We start from the raw sequence: 12,762 nt of genomic DNA on the forward strand, positions 1-12,762 counted from the left end.
TCTCAGCCGAGCCGCGCTCGGGTAAGCCAAGAGACGTGACCCGCGAGCCCAAAGACCTCTGGCCGAGCGAAGCCGCCGTGAGCGATCGCGTCGGGCGGCTCATCGAGTTCTGGGGCTTCAAGCGCAACATGGGGCGCGTGTGGGCCGTGCTCTACCTGTCGCCCGAGCCGCTCTCGGCCGAGGACCTCCGCGAGGTTCTCCAGCTCTCGAGCGGCGCCGTGAGCATGACCCTGAGCGAGCTCGGGCGCTGGGGCGTCGTGCGCAAGGTGTGGGTGCAGGGCGACCGCCGGGACTACTTTGCGGCCGAGGTGCAGCTCTGGAAGATGATCTCGCGCGTCTACAACGAGCGCGAGCGGACCGAGGTCGAGAACGCGATCGAGGCGTTCGAAGAGGCGCTCCAGACCCTCACCCCGCTGCGCGCGTCCGACGACCCCAAAGTGCGGGCGAGGGCCGAGCTGCAAGCCGAGCGCATCGGGCAGCTGCTCGAGCTCGCGCGCCTCGGAAAACGCCTGCTCGACGCCCTCGTGACGACCGCGAAGATCGACGCCGAGCCGCTCGTCCGGTTCCTCTTGCAGCGCCCCGGCACGAAGCGCTGAGCGAACCGTCAATTGAGGCCGTGCGTGGCCCCGGCCTTGGCGTCGCCGTCCAAGAAGACGGACGTGACCTCGCGCTCGAGGGCCGTGGCGAGCTCTTCTTCGAGCGCGGAGAGAGAGCCGGCGGCGCGCTCGACGTTGCGCTGGTAGACGAAGAGACGCACGAAACGGCGCTCGCCGTCGTCGGTCGGGGGCGTGTCGAGGATCACGAGGGCGCGAGGGTCGACCCCGTCGACCACGAGCTCTGCGCCCGGGAGGTCGACCACGTACACCTCGGCCTCGCGCACGTAGCGCGACAGGATGACGTCGAGCCCAGCTATCACCTTGCGAACGACCACCGAGAACCCCTCGGGGGAGGGGGCCCAGACGGGAGGCGCCTTCGAGGCGTCGATGGAGCGTGAGCGCAAAAAGGCCTCGACGGCGCCGCGTGCGTCCCCGGCTTCGTCGCGGAGGAGGCCTACGTAGTAGTGGGCGTCGACGTGAGCCGGGTCCAAGCGGGCCGCCTCTTCGATGAAGGGCCGCGACTTCTCGATCTCGCCGACCTCGTAGAGCGCGCGCCCGACGAGGAAGGTGTAGCTCGGGTTCTCCCACGGGCCCTCGGGGATGCGGGCCACCGAGCGCTTCGCCTCGGCCACGTCTCCCTTGGCGAGCAGCGCGTCGATCTTGAGGAGCAGGCAGTCGGCCATCTCCTCGTTCGTCTCGGCGTAGTCGAGGGCCTCCTCGCAGAGGGCGATGGACTCGTCGAAGTCGCCCATGGGGTGCATGAGGAGCTCGGCGCAGTTGAGCATCGCCTCGAAGTACGTCTCGTCGAGGGTGATCGCCTGCCGGTAGTGCTCGAGCGCCTCGTCGGCGTCCCCCGCAAGAGCGGCGGAATACCCAAGGAGATTATGTACTTCGGGCGATTGAGGGTCGATCTCGAGCGCGCGCTTCGCGCACAGGATTGCGCCCTTCGCGTCGCCGCGCTGGGCGAGGTCCCAGCCTCGATCGAGCGTGGCCGAGAACTGGTCCATGGCACTGTCGGAGGTCACCCCGGAGCCTTTAGCGGAAAGTCGCCCCGAAGAGTAGACCCGCTCGCCCGAGCGCGCGTGGTCAGTCGTGCACGACGACGCGTGTGCCCGGTTTCTCGGCCGTCGCGTTGACCCCGTGCCACCCCTCGGGGACGTGCGGCTCGGTCCAGTTGAACATGGTGCGCGCGTCGGCCGGGCTCAGGTTCACGCAGCCGTGGCTCTTCACGTAGCCGAAGGCCGCGTGCCAGAACGCGCCGTGGAGCGCGTAGCTCCCGTTGAAGTACATGATCCAGGGCACGTCCTCGATCGAGTACGGGCCGTCGCTCGCGACGTCGCCGTCCATCGTGGCCGCGACGTGCTTCTCGCGGATGCGGAAGCTGCCCTGGGGCGTCGTGTAGTCTTTCTCTTTCGACTCGCGGCGGCCCGTCGACGTGAGCGTCGCGAAGGCGGGTTTGTCGCCCTCGTAGGCGATGAGGGTCTGCGTGGAGAGGTTCACGTCGACCCACTTCTCGCCGGGCGCGAGGTCCTTCGGGAGGGGGCCGGGTTTCGTGCGTGTGCTCTCGTTCGCGCGGAGCCAAAAGCCCTCTTCGGTCTCGTCGTAACGAACGCCGCCGTAGGTGCCCGACTTGCCGGTGAGCTTCACCATCGTGTGGCGGGGGATCTTCTCTCCCGGCACGGCCTTGGTGCCCGAAATCGTGTACTTTTTGGCGTTGTAGAGCGCCCAGCCGATGAGCGGGTTCGGGGCCATGCCCGCCTCGGTCGGCGCGGGGGGCGACGCCGGGGTCGAGAGCCACACGCCCTTGAAGTCCGTGAGGGGCTTTTGGACGTAGAGGCGGTCGGCCGGCGCGATGAGGCCGCTCGTCGTCTTCCACCAGGCGTTGCCGCCCGAGACGAACTGGCGATCGAGCGCGAGGTAGAAGCCCTTCACCATGCGGCGCGCGATGGGGCCGTCGCCGCGGAGCTCGTCGAGCGTCACCGTGGGTTTGCCGGCCCCGGCGTCGCGCATGTACCAGGGAACCTCGGGCTCTTCGGGGGACTTCGTGGACGCGAACGCGAGCGCCCCCATCGCGGGCGGGCCTGCGTCGCCCTCGACCTGCACCTGCACCTCGTTCGTGCCCGAGGGCTCGTCCCCCGAGGGTTGCGCGCCGCGCTTCTTTCGCTTCGAGCTGCCCGACGACGCGCTCACGCTGCCACCCGTGAGGTAAGGCTCGAGCTTGAGCCGCTCCTCGCGGGAAGGCACCTGGCGGTAGAGCGGCGCGCCGTTCGTCGTGTTGTAGCCGTACTGGTACGGGAGCGGCGCCTCGAGGTCCGGATCGTGCGGGGCGAGCTTCACCTTGGGGTTGTTGAGGTCGAGCGTCGCGTAGCGGCCGCACACGTACCCGCCGGCGACGAGCTCGTACCAACCCTCGGGGCAGTTCGCGCGGACGTGCTTCTCCGGCTTCACGGGGGCGCGGGCGCCATGACGCAAATAGCCCAATCGAACCGCGCCTTTACCTTTGCCCTTGTCCCCCTTGCGGGCGTCGTCCTTGGGCCACTCCATGTCGCTCATGACCACCGTCACGAGGGCCATGGCGCCGATGCGCGGGCCGTCCCATTTGGCGTCCGACGAGGCCCCCGCGTCCGACAGGGCGGCGCTCGTGACCTCGGTCTGGGCGGACGCGGCAGGCTGCGGAGCCGTGGCCGATGGTGGGGCTGCGGCCTGCGCGGCAGAAGGCGCGACGGGCGCGGGGTTCTCTTTGGGCTTCTCGGGGTAGCTGCACGCGGCGAGGAGGCCACCGAGCGCCGACATGACCACGAGGGCATGGGAAGAAGCGCGCCGAACGAGCGAAGAAAGCATCATCGTGACCTTTTGCGGTCTTTAGTACCGGAGGGGCCGGGTGTCGATCCAGTTTCCGGGGAGGTTTTCGGGGAAGAGGACGGGCGGGGTGGCCGTTCTCGAGCCGTGAGGGCAGGGCTGTGTCCGAAGGGCGGGAGAGGGCAGGGCCGCGCCGCCGGTCCCGAGGCTTGCACGCGCGAGGCCACCCACAACCCTTCGCCATTTCGTCGGTTTGTGCGAAAGACTGTGTCCGCGATGCGAGCTTGCCGTGGCCAGTGAGACACGCTCGAGGATCTCGGGCCGAAGGGCGCGGATTCGCATGGCAAAACGACCTCGGGCGACCGGTGGAGCGGAGCGCGCCGGGGCTTCGGCTTCGGCGCCGACCGCGCCCCACGCCGGCCTCACGAACGAAGCGTCGAAGCCCACCGGGCCCGCGTCGTTTTGGACGGGATCGAAGGCGCGGCGGGCGTTCGCGCTGTCGCTCGTCCTGTCGGTCGTCCTCCACGGGCTCTTCTCGCCGTACACGTTCTTGCCCGACTCGGGCGGCATGACCTTCAAGGACGTCGACGACGAGCTCGTCGTGCCCATCGAGCTCATGGCCGTCGAGGTGCCCGAGCCGCCGAAGCCCGTGGAGCCGCCGCCCGCTTCGCCTACGGATCCCGACCCGAACGGCACCGAGCCCGGGGCGAAGAAACCCGACGCGGGCCCGAAGCCGAGGCCGAAGCCCGACGCGAGCGCCCTCGACGCGAGCGCCCTCGACGGGGAGGCCGACGGTGGGCCCTCCGACGGCGGGGTCGCGGACGCCGAGCCCCTCGAGAGCGGCGCTCCCCTCACGGACGGCGGCGTAGCGAACGGCACGAGCCCCGACGCCGAGGCCAGCGAGGCCGGCGCGGTCGCCTCGGGCGTGAAAGACGGAGGTGCCCCGAAGGTCGGGTTCTCCGGCCTCGTCACGGCCGGCGTCACCAACGTGCGGCTCCTCTTGAACGTCTCGCTCATGCGCCAGCACCCCGTCGGGGCGCGCATGGGCCCCCTCTTGAACGGCATCCCGCAGTGGGCCGACTTCATGAAGGGCACCCAGTCCATGGTGGACCCCATCCGCGACGGCGAGTGGCTCCTCATCTACGGCCCGTCCCTCATCCACACGGAGAAGGACGCGATCTTCATCAAGTACACGCTCCCCGACGCCGTGGTCGATCAGGCGATCTCCACGCTCTCGAAGAAGTACGACAAGGGGGGCCCCTACGACGCGGGCGTTCCCGGCGTCAGCGCGCACCTCGGCCACGCCGACAACTCGGAGCGTGTGTTCCTGCGCGTCCAGCCCCACGAAGCGGCCATCGTGCCCCCGAGCAAAGCCCGCGATTTTGCTCTTCTTTTGAAGCAACACTCGGTCGACCCCGGGCTCCGCCCCAACGAGATCCTGAGGCTCGTCGTGCGCGACCCGTACCGCCAGGTGGCCGTGCCGGGTCTCAAGTTCCCCGAGTCGATGACCGAGGTTCGCATCTTCGTCGTGCCACGCGCGGGCGGGGGCGCCGACGCGTACGCCGAGGGCGAGTGCAAGGACGACGAAGCGGCCGCCGACGTGCTCGAGCGAACGAAGGAGATGATCGCGCGGCAGAACGCGAGCGTGCTCGTGCGCATCGCGACGAGGGGTCTTCTGAACAACGTCGACCTCACCCAAGACGGAAAGATCGTGAAGGCGCACGTGACGGCCTCGCGCGAGCAGCTCGAGGGCATCCTTCAAGCGCTCGCCGCCCAGCTCGGCGTCCAGCTCCCCGCCCCAGGGGGAGGAGCTCCGTAGGTGCGAGCTTCCGCGGCCGTGCTCCTCGGGCTCGTGGCCTGCCACGGAGCCTCCCCGCCGCAGCCCGCCCACGCTCCCGAGCCGCGTCCGCCGTCCGCTGCCGCGCCCCGCGTGGTCGACGAGGGACCTCCGTCGCCGGGGCTCGCCGCCTGCCAGGGGCTAAGGCTCGACGTCGCGTTCGACGAGCTCCGGGCCTTTCGGCGAGCGCCCTGGGTGCGCGCGATCCTCATGGCCGAACCGAGGTTCTCCGAGCTCGAAATCCCGAACGAAATCAGCCCCTTCGACGACGTCGTCTGGGCCCGGTTCTGCGGGGCGCGGGCGTTCTCGTGGGACGCGGTGGCGCTCCGGCATGGGCTCTCGGCGGCGAAGATCGAGGGAGCGTTGCGCACCTACGGGCGCCGCGTCGATCAGGGCGGCCCGTTCGCCCTCGGGCTCCCCGGCAAGAGGGCCCATAGGATCCGCGTCGCGACCGACGTCTGGACGGCGCTCCTCTCCGACGACGCCCCCGACGAGGTGTGGCTGCTCGCGCCGTCCGCGGCGGCGAACGCGGCGCGGGACGAGGCGTTCGCGAAGGCCGAGCGGGCGACCCGCCCTGCGATCACCGTGGCCGCGACCGAGCCCTCCGTGCGGTTTCCTTGGGCCGCCGAGGACCTCCGCGGCCTCGAGCGTCTCCGCGCGACCGTGGCGCTCCGGGACGACGGTGGCGCCGAGGTGGAAGGCACGGGCGAAGCCAAAGGGGAGGTCGAGGCCCACACGATCGCCGCCCGCATGAACGCGACCGTGGCCGTCGCGGCGAGCGCCTTCGTGGTCCGCGTGGCGCTTCGGGGGGCCCTCTCGGGGTTCTCGGCCGAGGCGCACGGGCGCTCCGTTTCCATGCGGTTGCCGCTGTCGCCCGCCCAGGTCGACTCGGTCCTCTCGCTCGTCGGCGCGCACCTCGGCGCTCACTTTCCAGGGGCAGCGGCTCCGAAGGGCCCGTGACGCTCGCGGTCGCGCCCTCGGGACTTTCCCGAAAGCCCAGGTCCGCAGTAAAGAGGCCCTCATGAAGAAGACCTTCGCGCTTTTGGCCGTGCTCGGCCTTTCGATCTCGGCCTGCTCCAAGCCCATCGAAGAGCCCAAAGAGGACTTCAAGCCCGCGGCGCCGAAGCCGCTCCCCCCCGGCCCCGAGAAGCTCGAGATCGTCGACGAGGTCGTCGGCACCGGGCCCGAGGCGAAGACGGGCGACGAAGTGCGTGTACACTACACGGGAACGCTCATGGACGGGAAGAAGTTCGATTCCTCGCGGGATCGGAACGAGCCCTTCAAGTTCAAGCTCGGCCAGGGCGCGGTGATCAAGGGGTGGGATCAGGGCGTCGTCGGCATGAAGGTGGGCGGCAAGCGAAAGCTGACCATCCCCTCCGATCTCGGCTACGGGGACAACGGCTCGGGCGACAAAATCCCGCCGAAGGCCGGCCTGAAGTTCGACGTCGAGCTCGTCGAGGTGGTCGGGGCCGGGGGCGACGGCGGCGCCGGTGATGGCGGCGTGAAGGGCGACGCCGGCTCGAAGAAAGACGGAAAAGACGGCGGCAAGTAGCCTGCAGGTCGCGCAGCGCCGCGCCCTTACGGGACGGCGTCGCGCTCCTTCGCGACGGCGTACGTTGCGGGCGCGGCCTCGTGGAACGCGGCGAGGACGTGGTCGATGATCGCGTCGACGCCGTGCCCGTCGCGCGCCCTCGCGAAGATGGTGGGGCCTCCTTGGCGCATGCGGTCGGCGTCGAGGCGCATGACCTCGAGGCTCGCGCCGACGTGCGGGGCGAGATCGATTTTGTTCACGACGAGCAGATCGCTCTGCGTGATGCCGGGGCCGCCTTTGCGCGGGACCTTGTCGCCCCCCGACACGTCGATGACGTAGATCGTGTAGTCGACGAGCTCGCGGCTGTACTGGGCGGCGAGGTTGTCTCCGCCGGACTCGACGAAGAGGAGCTCGGGGCGCACCGCCGCCATGAGGCCCATGAGGGCGTCGAGGTTGTGGCTGATGTCCTCGCGGATGGCGGCGTGAGGGCAGCCCCCGGTCTCGACGGCGGCGATCTGGTCGGCGGGGAGGGCTTCGTGGCGGTGGAGGAACTCGGCGTCCTCGCGCGTGAAGATGTCGTTCGTGACGACCCCGAGGCGGAGCCGGTCACGGAGGGCACGACAGAGCGCGAGGAGGAGCGCCGTCTTGCCCGAGCCGACGGGGCCGCCGATGCCCACGGTGAACGCGCGGGCGCCGAAGTCTCGGCGGATCCGGGGCGTCCTCGCGCGAAAGAAACCGGGGTGGAGGAGGGGCTCGTGCGTGTGCCCGTGAGTACCGTCGTGTGGCATGTAACCTCTCGAATTTACGACAAAAAGAGCCGCGCGTAGAGCGTGTCGTGGAGCTCCGCGCGGAGCTCGAGGAGCGGGGAGCTCGAGGCGGCTTGGTCGAGGGGCGTCGCGAGGGCAGTCTCGACGCCGCGCTCGAGCCTCGGCCCGAGCGCATCCAGGAGGACCTGCGCTTCGTGCGGACCGACGAGACCGAGGCGCACCGCCGCCGACGTGGTGCCTCGCGCCTGACCGAAGAGGGTGAGCCGCACGGTGGTGATGCGATCGAGCCCGAGCGCGGCGAGGATGGCCCCGAAGAGGGGCGCGTGGTGCTTGTAGGGGAGGCTCTCGACGACGGGCGCGAGCCCGCGGAGCTCACCCTCGAACGACGCGAGCGCGGTCGCGAAGAAGGTTCGCCCCTGCGTGCGGCTCGCGCGGTTCGCGACGCGCGACACGAGCCTCACGTCGGCGCGGGCGTCGAGCGCCGAGAGACCCGGACCTTCGCCGCTCCCCGACGCGTGGCCCGCGAGCACGAGTGGCGCCGAGAACGTCGCGGCCTGGTCGACGATGTCGTCGAGGAAGGTCGCGACGTCGGAGGGCGTGCTCACCGCCCCGAGCGCCGCCGCCGCCTCGAGCCCCCCGGAGTGCGCGAAGCCGCCGGAGGGAAACCCCGAGTCCGAGAGGGCGAGGACACGAAAAAAGGTCATGAGATTCCCTTTTTGATCCGAGGGGTTACCGTCAGAAGAGGGAGTAGAGGCGCGCCATGGGGAGGGCAGCGGCCGGCGCGCACACGAGCGGCTCGCCGTCGGCCCGGACCTCGTAGGTCTCGGGGCTCACGGTGATGTGGGGCAGGGCGTCGTTCAGCACCATGTCGGCTTTGGCGAGCGCTCGGCACCCCTCGACGGCGACAGCGCGCTTGCCGAGCCCGAGCCGGGTTGGGACCCCCGCGTCGAAGGCCGCGCGCGAGACGAGGACGAGCCCGGCCGAGGCGGGATCCAAGGCCCCGAACATGGGCCTCCCGAAGCGAGGCTGCGGCGTCGGGATGCTCGCGTTCGCGTCGCCCATTTGCGCGTGCGCGATGAACCCCGATTTGATCACCATCTCGGGCCGCACCCCGAAAAAACCAGGCTTCCAGAGCACGAGGTCGGCCACCTTGCCCACCTCGATGCTGCCGACGTGGGCGGCGATGCCGTGCGCGATCGCGGGGTTCGCGGTGATCTTGGCGACGTACCTGCGGAGGCGGAGGTTGTCGTTCGCGCCCGACTCCTCCGTGAGCCGCCCACGCACCTCGCGCATCTTGGCGGCCGTCTGGAACGTGCGGGTCACGACCTCGCCGACGCGCCCCATGGCCTGGCTGTCGCTCGAGATCATCGAGATGGCGCCCATGTCGTGGAGGAGGTCCTCGGCGGCGATGGTCTCCCTCCGGATGCGGCTTTCGGCGAAGGCGACGTCCTCGGGCACGTCACGCGAGAGGTGATGACAGACCATGAGCATGTCGAGGTGCTCGTCGAGCGTGTTGACCGTGTAGGGGCGGGTCGGGTTGGTCGAGCTCGGGAGGACGTTCGCGTGACCACAAATCGCAAGGATATCAGGGGCATGGCCACCTCCCGCGCCCTCGGCGTGGTAGGCGTGGATCGTGCGCCCTCCGATGGCCGCAAGGGTCTCTTCGAGGTAGCCCGACTCGTTCAGGGTGTCGGTGTGGAGGGTGACCTGGACGTCGTACGGATCGGCCGCCGCGAGGCACGCGCGAATGGCGGCGGGGGTCGTACCCCAGTCCTCGTGGAGCTTCAGGCCGACGCACCCCGCCTCGATCTGTTCGGCGAGGCCCTCGGGGCGCCGCGAGTTTCCCTTCCCGGTGAGCCCGATGTTGAGCGGGAGCTTGTCGGTCGCGCGGAGCATCCGGCTCACGTTCTCGATGCCCGGGGTGCAGGTCGTCGCGAGCGTGCCGGTCGCGGGGCCGGTGCCTCCTCCGACGAGGGTGGTGACGCCGCTCGCGATGGCCTCGTCGGCCTGCTGGGGGCAGATGAAGTGCACGTGAGCGTCGATGGCCCCGGCGGTGAGGATGTGCCCCTCTCCGGAGACGACCTCGGTCGTGACCCCGACGATCATCCCCGGCGTGACACCCGCCATCGTGAGGGGATTTCCGGCCTTCCCGAGGCCCACGATGCGACCTCGTTTGATGCCGACGTCGCACTTGGTGACGGGGTGCTTCGCGTCGAGCAGGACGACGCCGGTCACGACCAGGTCGAGGGCCTCGGCGTCGAGCGCGCCAGGCATCTGGCCCATCCCGTCGCGCGCGACCTTGCCTCCACCGAAGGTGAGCTCGTCCCCGTAGGAGCCGAGATCGACCTCGACCTCGAGCACGAGCGACGAGTCGGCGATCCGGAGCCTGTGGCCCACGGTGGGCCCGTAGAGATCGGCGTACCGCGCGCGAGAGATGCGGCTCATGGCGCTCCCCGCTCGGCGCGAAGGCGCTCGGGGATGGCGACGTCGGACGACGCGTATGGGACGAGCGTGACGGTGCGTGTCTCCCCGGGCTCGAAGCGAACGGCCGTCCCCGCCGGTACGTCGAGCCGCATGCCCCGCGCGCGGGCCCGATCGAGCTCGAGCGCCGGGTTCACCTCGTCGAACGGGTAGTGGCTGCCGACCTGGATCGGCCGATCCCCTCGGCTCGTCACGGACAGGGTCGTGCGCGGGCGCGCGGGGCAGAGCTCGACGTCGTTCGGCGTCTCGTCGAGGAGCCCTCCGGGCACGAGGCGCTCGTCCGGGGTCGCGTCGGGGAAAGGCTTCGGGACGGGAAGGAAGCTCCCGTAGAGCGCGAGGGCCAAGTCGCCGCGGTCGAGGACGAAGGGCTCGTGCACGGTGACGAGCTTCGTTCCATCGGCGAACGTGCCCTCGACCTGCACCTCGTGCGCGAGCTCGGGGACGCCCGGAAGCAGCTCGGCGCGACCAAGCACACGTCGCCCGAGGTCCATGAGCTCGGCGACCGATTTTCCGTCGCGGATCCACTCGAGGAGTTGCGTGGCCAAGAGCGCGACGGCCTCGGGGTAGGTGAGCCGAAGCCCGCGCGCGAGGCGCTTTTGTGCGAGAAATCCTGCCTGGTGGAGGACGAGCTTGTCGAGATCGCGAGGGGCGAGGTGCATGGTGGGCTCGAGGCCCGCTAGCTGGGCCTCCGAGCCAGAGGATCGTCCCCCAAGGTTTCGCGAAGGTTTCTGAGGAGGAGCGCGCACTCCTGCGCGAGGTCGGCTGCGCCCTGGGTGGCGAGCCGTACGACCACGAGATCGTCCCGAGACGTCGACACGGACGACAGCGTGGGGCCACGACCGCGTGGAGGGGCGTCGCGCCATGCGTCGGCGAAGGAGCGTGCGCGGGGGCCTAGGGCGAGGGCGAGCGCGTAGCCCCCGTACGCGCCGAAGTGGCGCTCGACGGAGGTTCGACCGGGCTCGAGATCGAGGGCGTCCTCGAGCACGACCTCGCCGCCGACACGCACGACGAGGCGCGTGCGAAGGCGCTCGAACGCCCACCTCTCGCCGGTCTCCGGGCGCCCGCGGGTGATGCCGTCGATCAAGACGAGCGACGCGCCCTCCGCGAGGTCGATCTCCACGGACTGCGAGACGTCGGCCCCCGCCGCTCCTGTGAGCGGGCACGGGGCGTGGACGAGCAGCGCTGAGGGCTCGACGGTCGCCCGAACGCGGGTGCTCGACACCCCCGCGAACCCGCGCGCGATGCCGATGGAGCCGATGTACGCCGTCGCGCCCTCGCGGACCTCGATGGTGTGCTCGTGGTCGTCGCCGCGGAGGTACCCGGGGCCGAGCACCGTGGGAAAGACCCAAGCGGCGTGGCCGTGGTTCCTCGGGCAGGAGAGCGCGATGGGGGCCTCGGCGTAGGCGCGGCGGACCACGCTCGCCGAGGTGACGCGGCTCCGCACGACCTCGAGGCTCGACCGAGCGTGGGCGATCACTCGGGCCTCGTCGAGTCGTCACGGCCGGCCGCGTAGGCCCGCTTCGCGCCCTCGAGGCCCTCGCCGCGAAGGTAGTACGCGCGCGCCGCCGCCCCGATGGCGAGGGTGCCCGCGAACGCGACGGCGCCCGAGATCGCCGAGCCTCCGCCCGGGAACACGTACTTCACGAGGGCCCGCGCCCCTTCGCGCAGCGCGAACGCCGCGCCCACGTTCACGCCGAGCGACGCGAGGAGCTCGAGGGCGCTCTTCGTGTCGACTCGACGCCCCGAGAGCCACGCGATCGCCACGACGAGCGACACCTGGAGGCTCGTGATGGGCACGAGATCGGCGACCGGGACGGGCACGGCGGCGACCGCGGCGCACACGGCGGCGGTCGCTTGCGTCAAGGTCTCGGCGAGCTCCTCTTGCAGCCCGCGCACCTGAGCGAGCCGAACGAAGGCCCCTCTCCCCGCGTTCGGGAGGTGCGCGTAGAGGAGCGTGCAGAGTGCATCGATGTTCCAGCGTTCGTCGTCTCGGACCGTGCCGTCCTTCGCGAACGAGAGGTACGCGCTCACCCCACGTACACCCACCACGTGCTGGGTGAGAAGCCCGCGAGATTTCAGCTTTTTTTCGAGGAGCGCCTCGGCCTCGTTCACGTACGAGAGCTTCTCGTGGAGCGACTCCTCGGACTCCTCGGATGGGGCGTGGAGGCGCGTCCGCTTGGGCTCGAAGAGGTCGCAGTGCGTGAGCACACCGAGCACGGGAGGCCGGAACTTGTGGGCGCGCTCGACCGCCTGGAGCACCTCCTCGAGGCCCGTGAGGTCGGCGTCGATCGCGCTGTCCACGTCTTGGGCGCGCACGACGAAGAGCACGGCGTCCGGCGCGCGCCGCTTCAGCTCGACCGCGACGGAGGAGAGGGCGTCGCGTTTGTCGTCGTCTTGGCTCGGCTTCGAGCCCTCTTGCAGCCCGCGTGTGTCGAGGAGGTGGAGCGTGCCGCTCTCGGCGTGGTGCTCGTACCACGTGCCGCGGCCGGTCTCGGCGCGCACGTGGCCGACCTTGGCGACCTCGGCCCCGAAGAGCGCGTTCACGAGCGACGACTTGCCGGCGCCGCGGCGACCGACGAGCACGAACGCGGGCGGCCGCTGCTCGAGCAGGAGACCACGCAGGGTCCCGATCTTGGTCACGAGGTTCTTGGCCGCACCGTCGGGCAGGAACTGGAGCATCTCTTCGGCCTTCGCGAGCGCCTTCGCGAGGTCACGGAGGGCGCTCTTGTCGGGGTCCGCGGCCATGGTGGA

General features: G+C 70.4%; 12 protein-coding genes. 4 read left to right on the plus strand and 8 right to left on the minus strand.

Annotated features, from left to right (window positions below):
- Positions 1 to 35 precede the first annotated feature (35 nt).
- Positions 36 to 596, plus strand: coding sequence for an ArsR family transcriptional regulator (locus IPK71_21820; protein MBK8216379.1), 561 nt, complete (start codon positions 36 to 38; stop codon positions 594 to 596).
- 8 nt (positions 597 to 604) lie between these two features.
- Here the strand turns inward: IPK71_21820 and IPK71_21825 are convergent, their stop codons facing one another.
- Together IPK71_21825 and IPK71_21830 are read right to left on the minus strand one after the other, a co-directional pair.
- Positions 605 to 1,603 (minus strand): tetratricopeptide repeat protein, encoded by a 999-nt coding sequence (locus tag IPK71_21825; GenBank protein MBK8216380.1) that lies wholly within the window; start codon positions 1,601 to 1,603, stop codon positions 605 to 607.
- A 79-nt stretch (positions 1,604 to 1,682) separates the two neighbouring features.
- A complete protein-coding gene (locus IPK71_21830) occupies positions 1,683 to 3,440 on the minus strand; it encodes a L,D-transpeptidase (protein MBK8216381.1) in 1,758 nt (585 codons plus the stop codon).
- A gap of 295 nt (positions 3,441 to 3,735) precedes the next feature.
- Between IPK71_21830 and IPK71_21835 the strand changes: the two genes are divergently transcribed.
- From IPK71_21835 to IPK71_21845, 3 genes are all read left to right on the plus strand, one after another.
- Entirely contained in the window at positions 3,736 to 5,214 is a 1,479-nt protein-coding gene (locus IPK71_21835) for a hypothetical protein (protein ID MBK8216382.1), read from the plus strand.
- Positions 5,215 to 6,192: a hypothetical protein gene (locus IPK71_21840; protein MBK8216383.1), complete on the plus strand. Its 978-nt coding sequence runs from the start codon at positions 5,215 to 5,217 to the stop codon at positions 6,190 to 6,192.
- Positions 6,193 to 6,253: 61 nt separating this feature from the next.
- Positions 6,254 to 6,784 carry an FKBP-type peptidyl-prolyl cis-trans isomerase gene (locus IPK71_21845; protein MBK8216384.1) on the plus strand — a complete coding sequence of 177 codons (531 nt, stop codon included), beginning with the start codon at positions 6,254 to 6,256 and terminating at the stop codon, positions 6,782 to 6,784.
- 26 nt (positions 6,785 to 6,810) lie between these two features.
- Here IPK71_21845 and ureG read toward each other — a convergent pair whose 3' ends face one another.
- The 6 genes from ureG to IPK71_21875 are packed head-to-tail and all read right to left on the minus strand — an operon-like array spanning position 6,811 to position 12,756.
- Positions 6,811 to 7,551: an urease accessory protein UreG gene (gene ureG / locus IPK71_21850; GenBank protein MBK8216385.1), complete on the minus strand. Its 741-nt coding sequence runs from the start codon at positions 7,549 to 7,551 to the stop codon at positions 6,811 to 6,813.
- 14 nt (positions 7,552 to 7,565) lie between these two features.
- On the minus strand, positions 7,566 to 8,234 hold the full coding sequence (locus IPK71_21855; GenBank protein MBK8216386.1) for an urease accessory protein UreF: 669 nt from the start codon (positions 8,232 to 8,234) through the stop codon (positions 7,566 to 7,568).
- Positions 8,235 to 8,265: 31 nt separating this feature from the next.
- Complete coding sequence (gene ureC / locus IPK71_21860; protein MBK8216387.1) at positions 8,266 to 9,975, minus strand: urease subunit alpha; 1,710 nt, start codon at positions 9,973 to 9,975, stop codon at positions 8,266 to 8,268.
- The gene (locus tag IPK71_21865; protein ID MBK8216388.1) at positions 9,972 to 10,670 is read right to left on the minus strand and encodes an urease subunit gamma; all 699 of its coding nucleotides are present in this window, start codon (positions 10,668 to 10,670) and stop codon (positions 9,972 to 9,974) included. The genes ureC and IPK71_21865 overlap by 4 nt, the downstream gene beginning before the upstream one ends.
- A 17-nt stretch (positions 10,671 to 10,687) precedes the next feature.
- Positions 10,688 to 11,488, minus strand: coding sequence for an urease accessory protein UreD (locus IPK71_21870; GenBank protein ID MBK8216389.1), 801 nt, complete (start codon positions 11,486 to 11,488; stop codon positions 10,688 to 10,690).
- Entirely contained in the window at positions 11,485 to 12,756 is a 1,272-nt protein-coding gene (locus IPK71_21875; GenBank protein MBK8216390.1) for a 50S ribosome-binding GTPase, read from the minus strand. Before IPK71_21875 ends, IPK71_21870 begins: the two co-directional genes overlap by 4 nt.
- Between the last annotated feature and the right edge of the window lie 6 nt (positions 12,757 to 12,762).

Source organism: Myxococcales bacterium, from assembly GCA_016712525.1.
Classification (GTDB): Bacteria; Myxococcota_A; Polyangia; order Polyangiales; family Polyangiaceae; genus JAAFHV01.

What these genes read in the sequence shown, in the direction of transcription:
- IPK71_21825 (MBK8216380.1), bottom strand. Translation starts at nt 1,603, where the DNA reads ATGGACCAGTTCTCGGCCACGCTCGATCGAGGCTGGGACCTCGCCCAG.
- IPK71_21830 (MBK8216381.1), bottom strand. Translation starts at nt 3,440, where the DNA reads ATGATGCTTTCTTCGCTCGTTCGGCGCGCTTCTTCCCATGCCCTCGTG.
- IPK71_21835 (MBK8216382.1), top strand. Translation starts at nt 3,736, where the DNA reads ATGGCAAAACGACCTCGGGCGACCGGTGGAGCGGAGCGCGCCGGGGCT.
- IPK71_21845 (MBK8216384.1), top strand. Translation starts at nt 6,254, where the DNA reads ATGAAGAAGACCTTCGCGCTTTTGGCCGTGCTCGGCCTTTCGATCTCG.
- ureG (MBK8216385.1), bottom strand. Translation starts at nt 7,551, where the DNA reads ATGCCACACGACGGTACTCACGGGCACACGCACGAGCCCCTCCTCCAC.
- IPK71_21855 (MBK8216386.1), bottom strand. Translation starts at nt 8,234, where the DNA reads ATGACCTTTTTTCGTGTCCTCGCCCTCTCGGACTCGGGGTTTCCCTCC.
- ureC (MBK8216387.1), bottom strand. Translation starts at nt 9,975, where the DNA reads ATGAGCCGCATCTCTCGCGCGCGGTACGCCGATCTCTACGGGCCCACC.
- IPK71_21865 (MBK8216388.1), bottom strand. Translation starts at nt 10,670, where the DNA reads ATGCACCTCGCCCCTCGCGATCTCGACAAGCTCGTCCTCCACCAGGCA.
- IPK71_21875 (MBK8216390.1), bottom strand. Translation starts at nt 12,756, where the DNA reads ATGGCCGCGGACCCCGACAAGAGCGCCCTCCGTGACCTCGCGAAGGCG.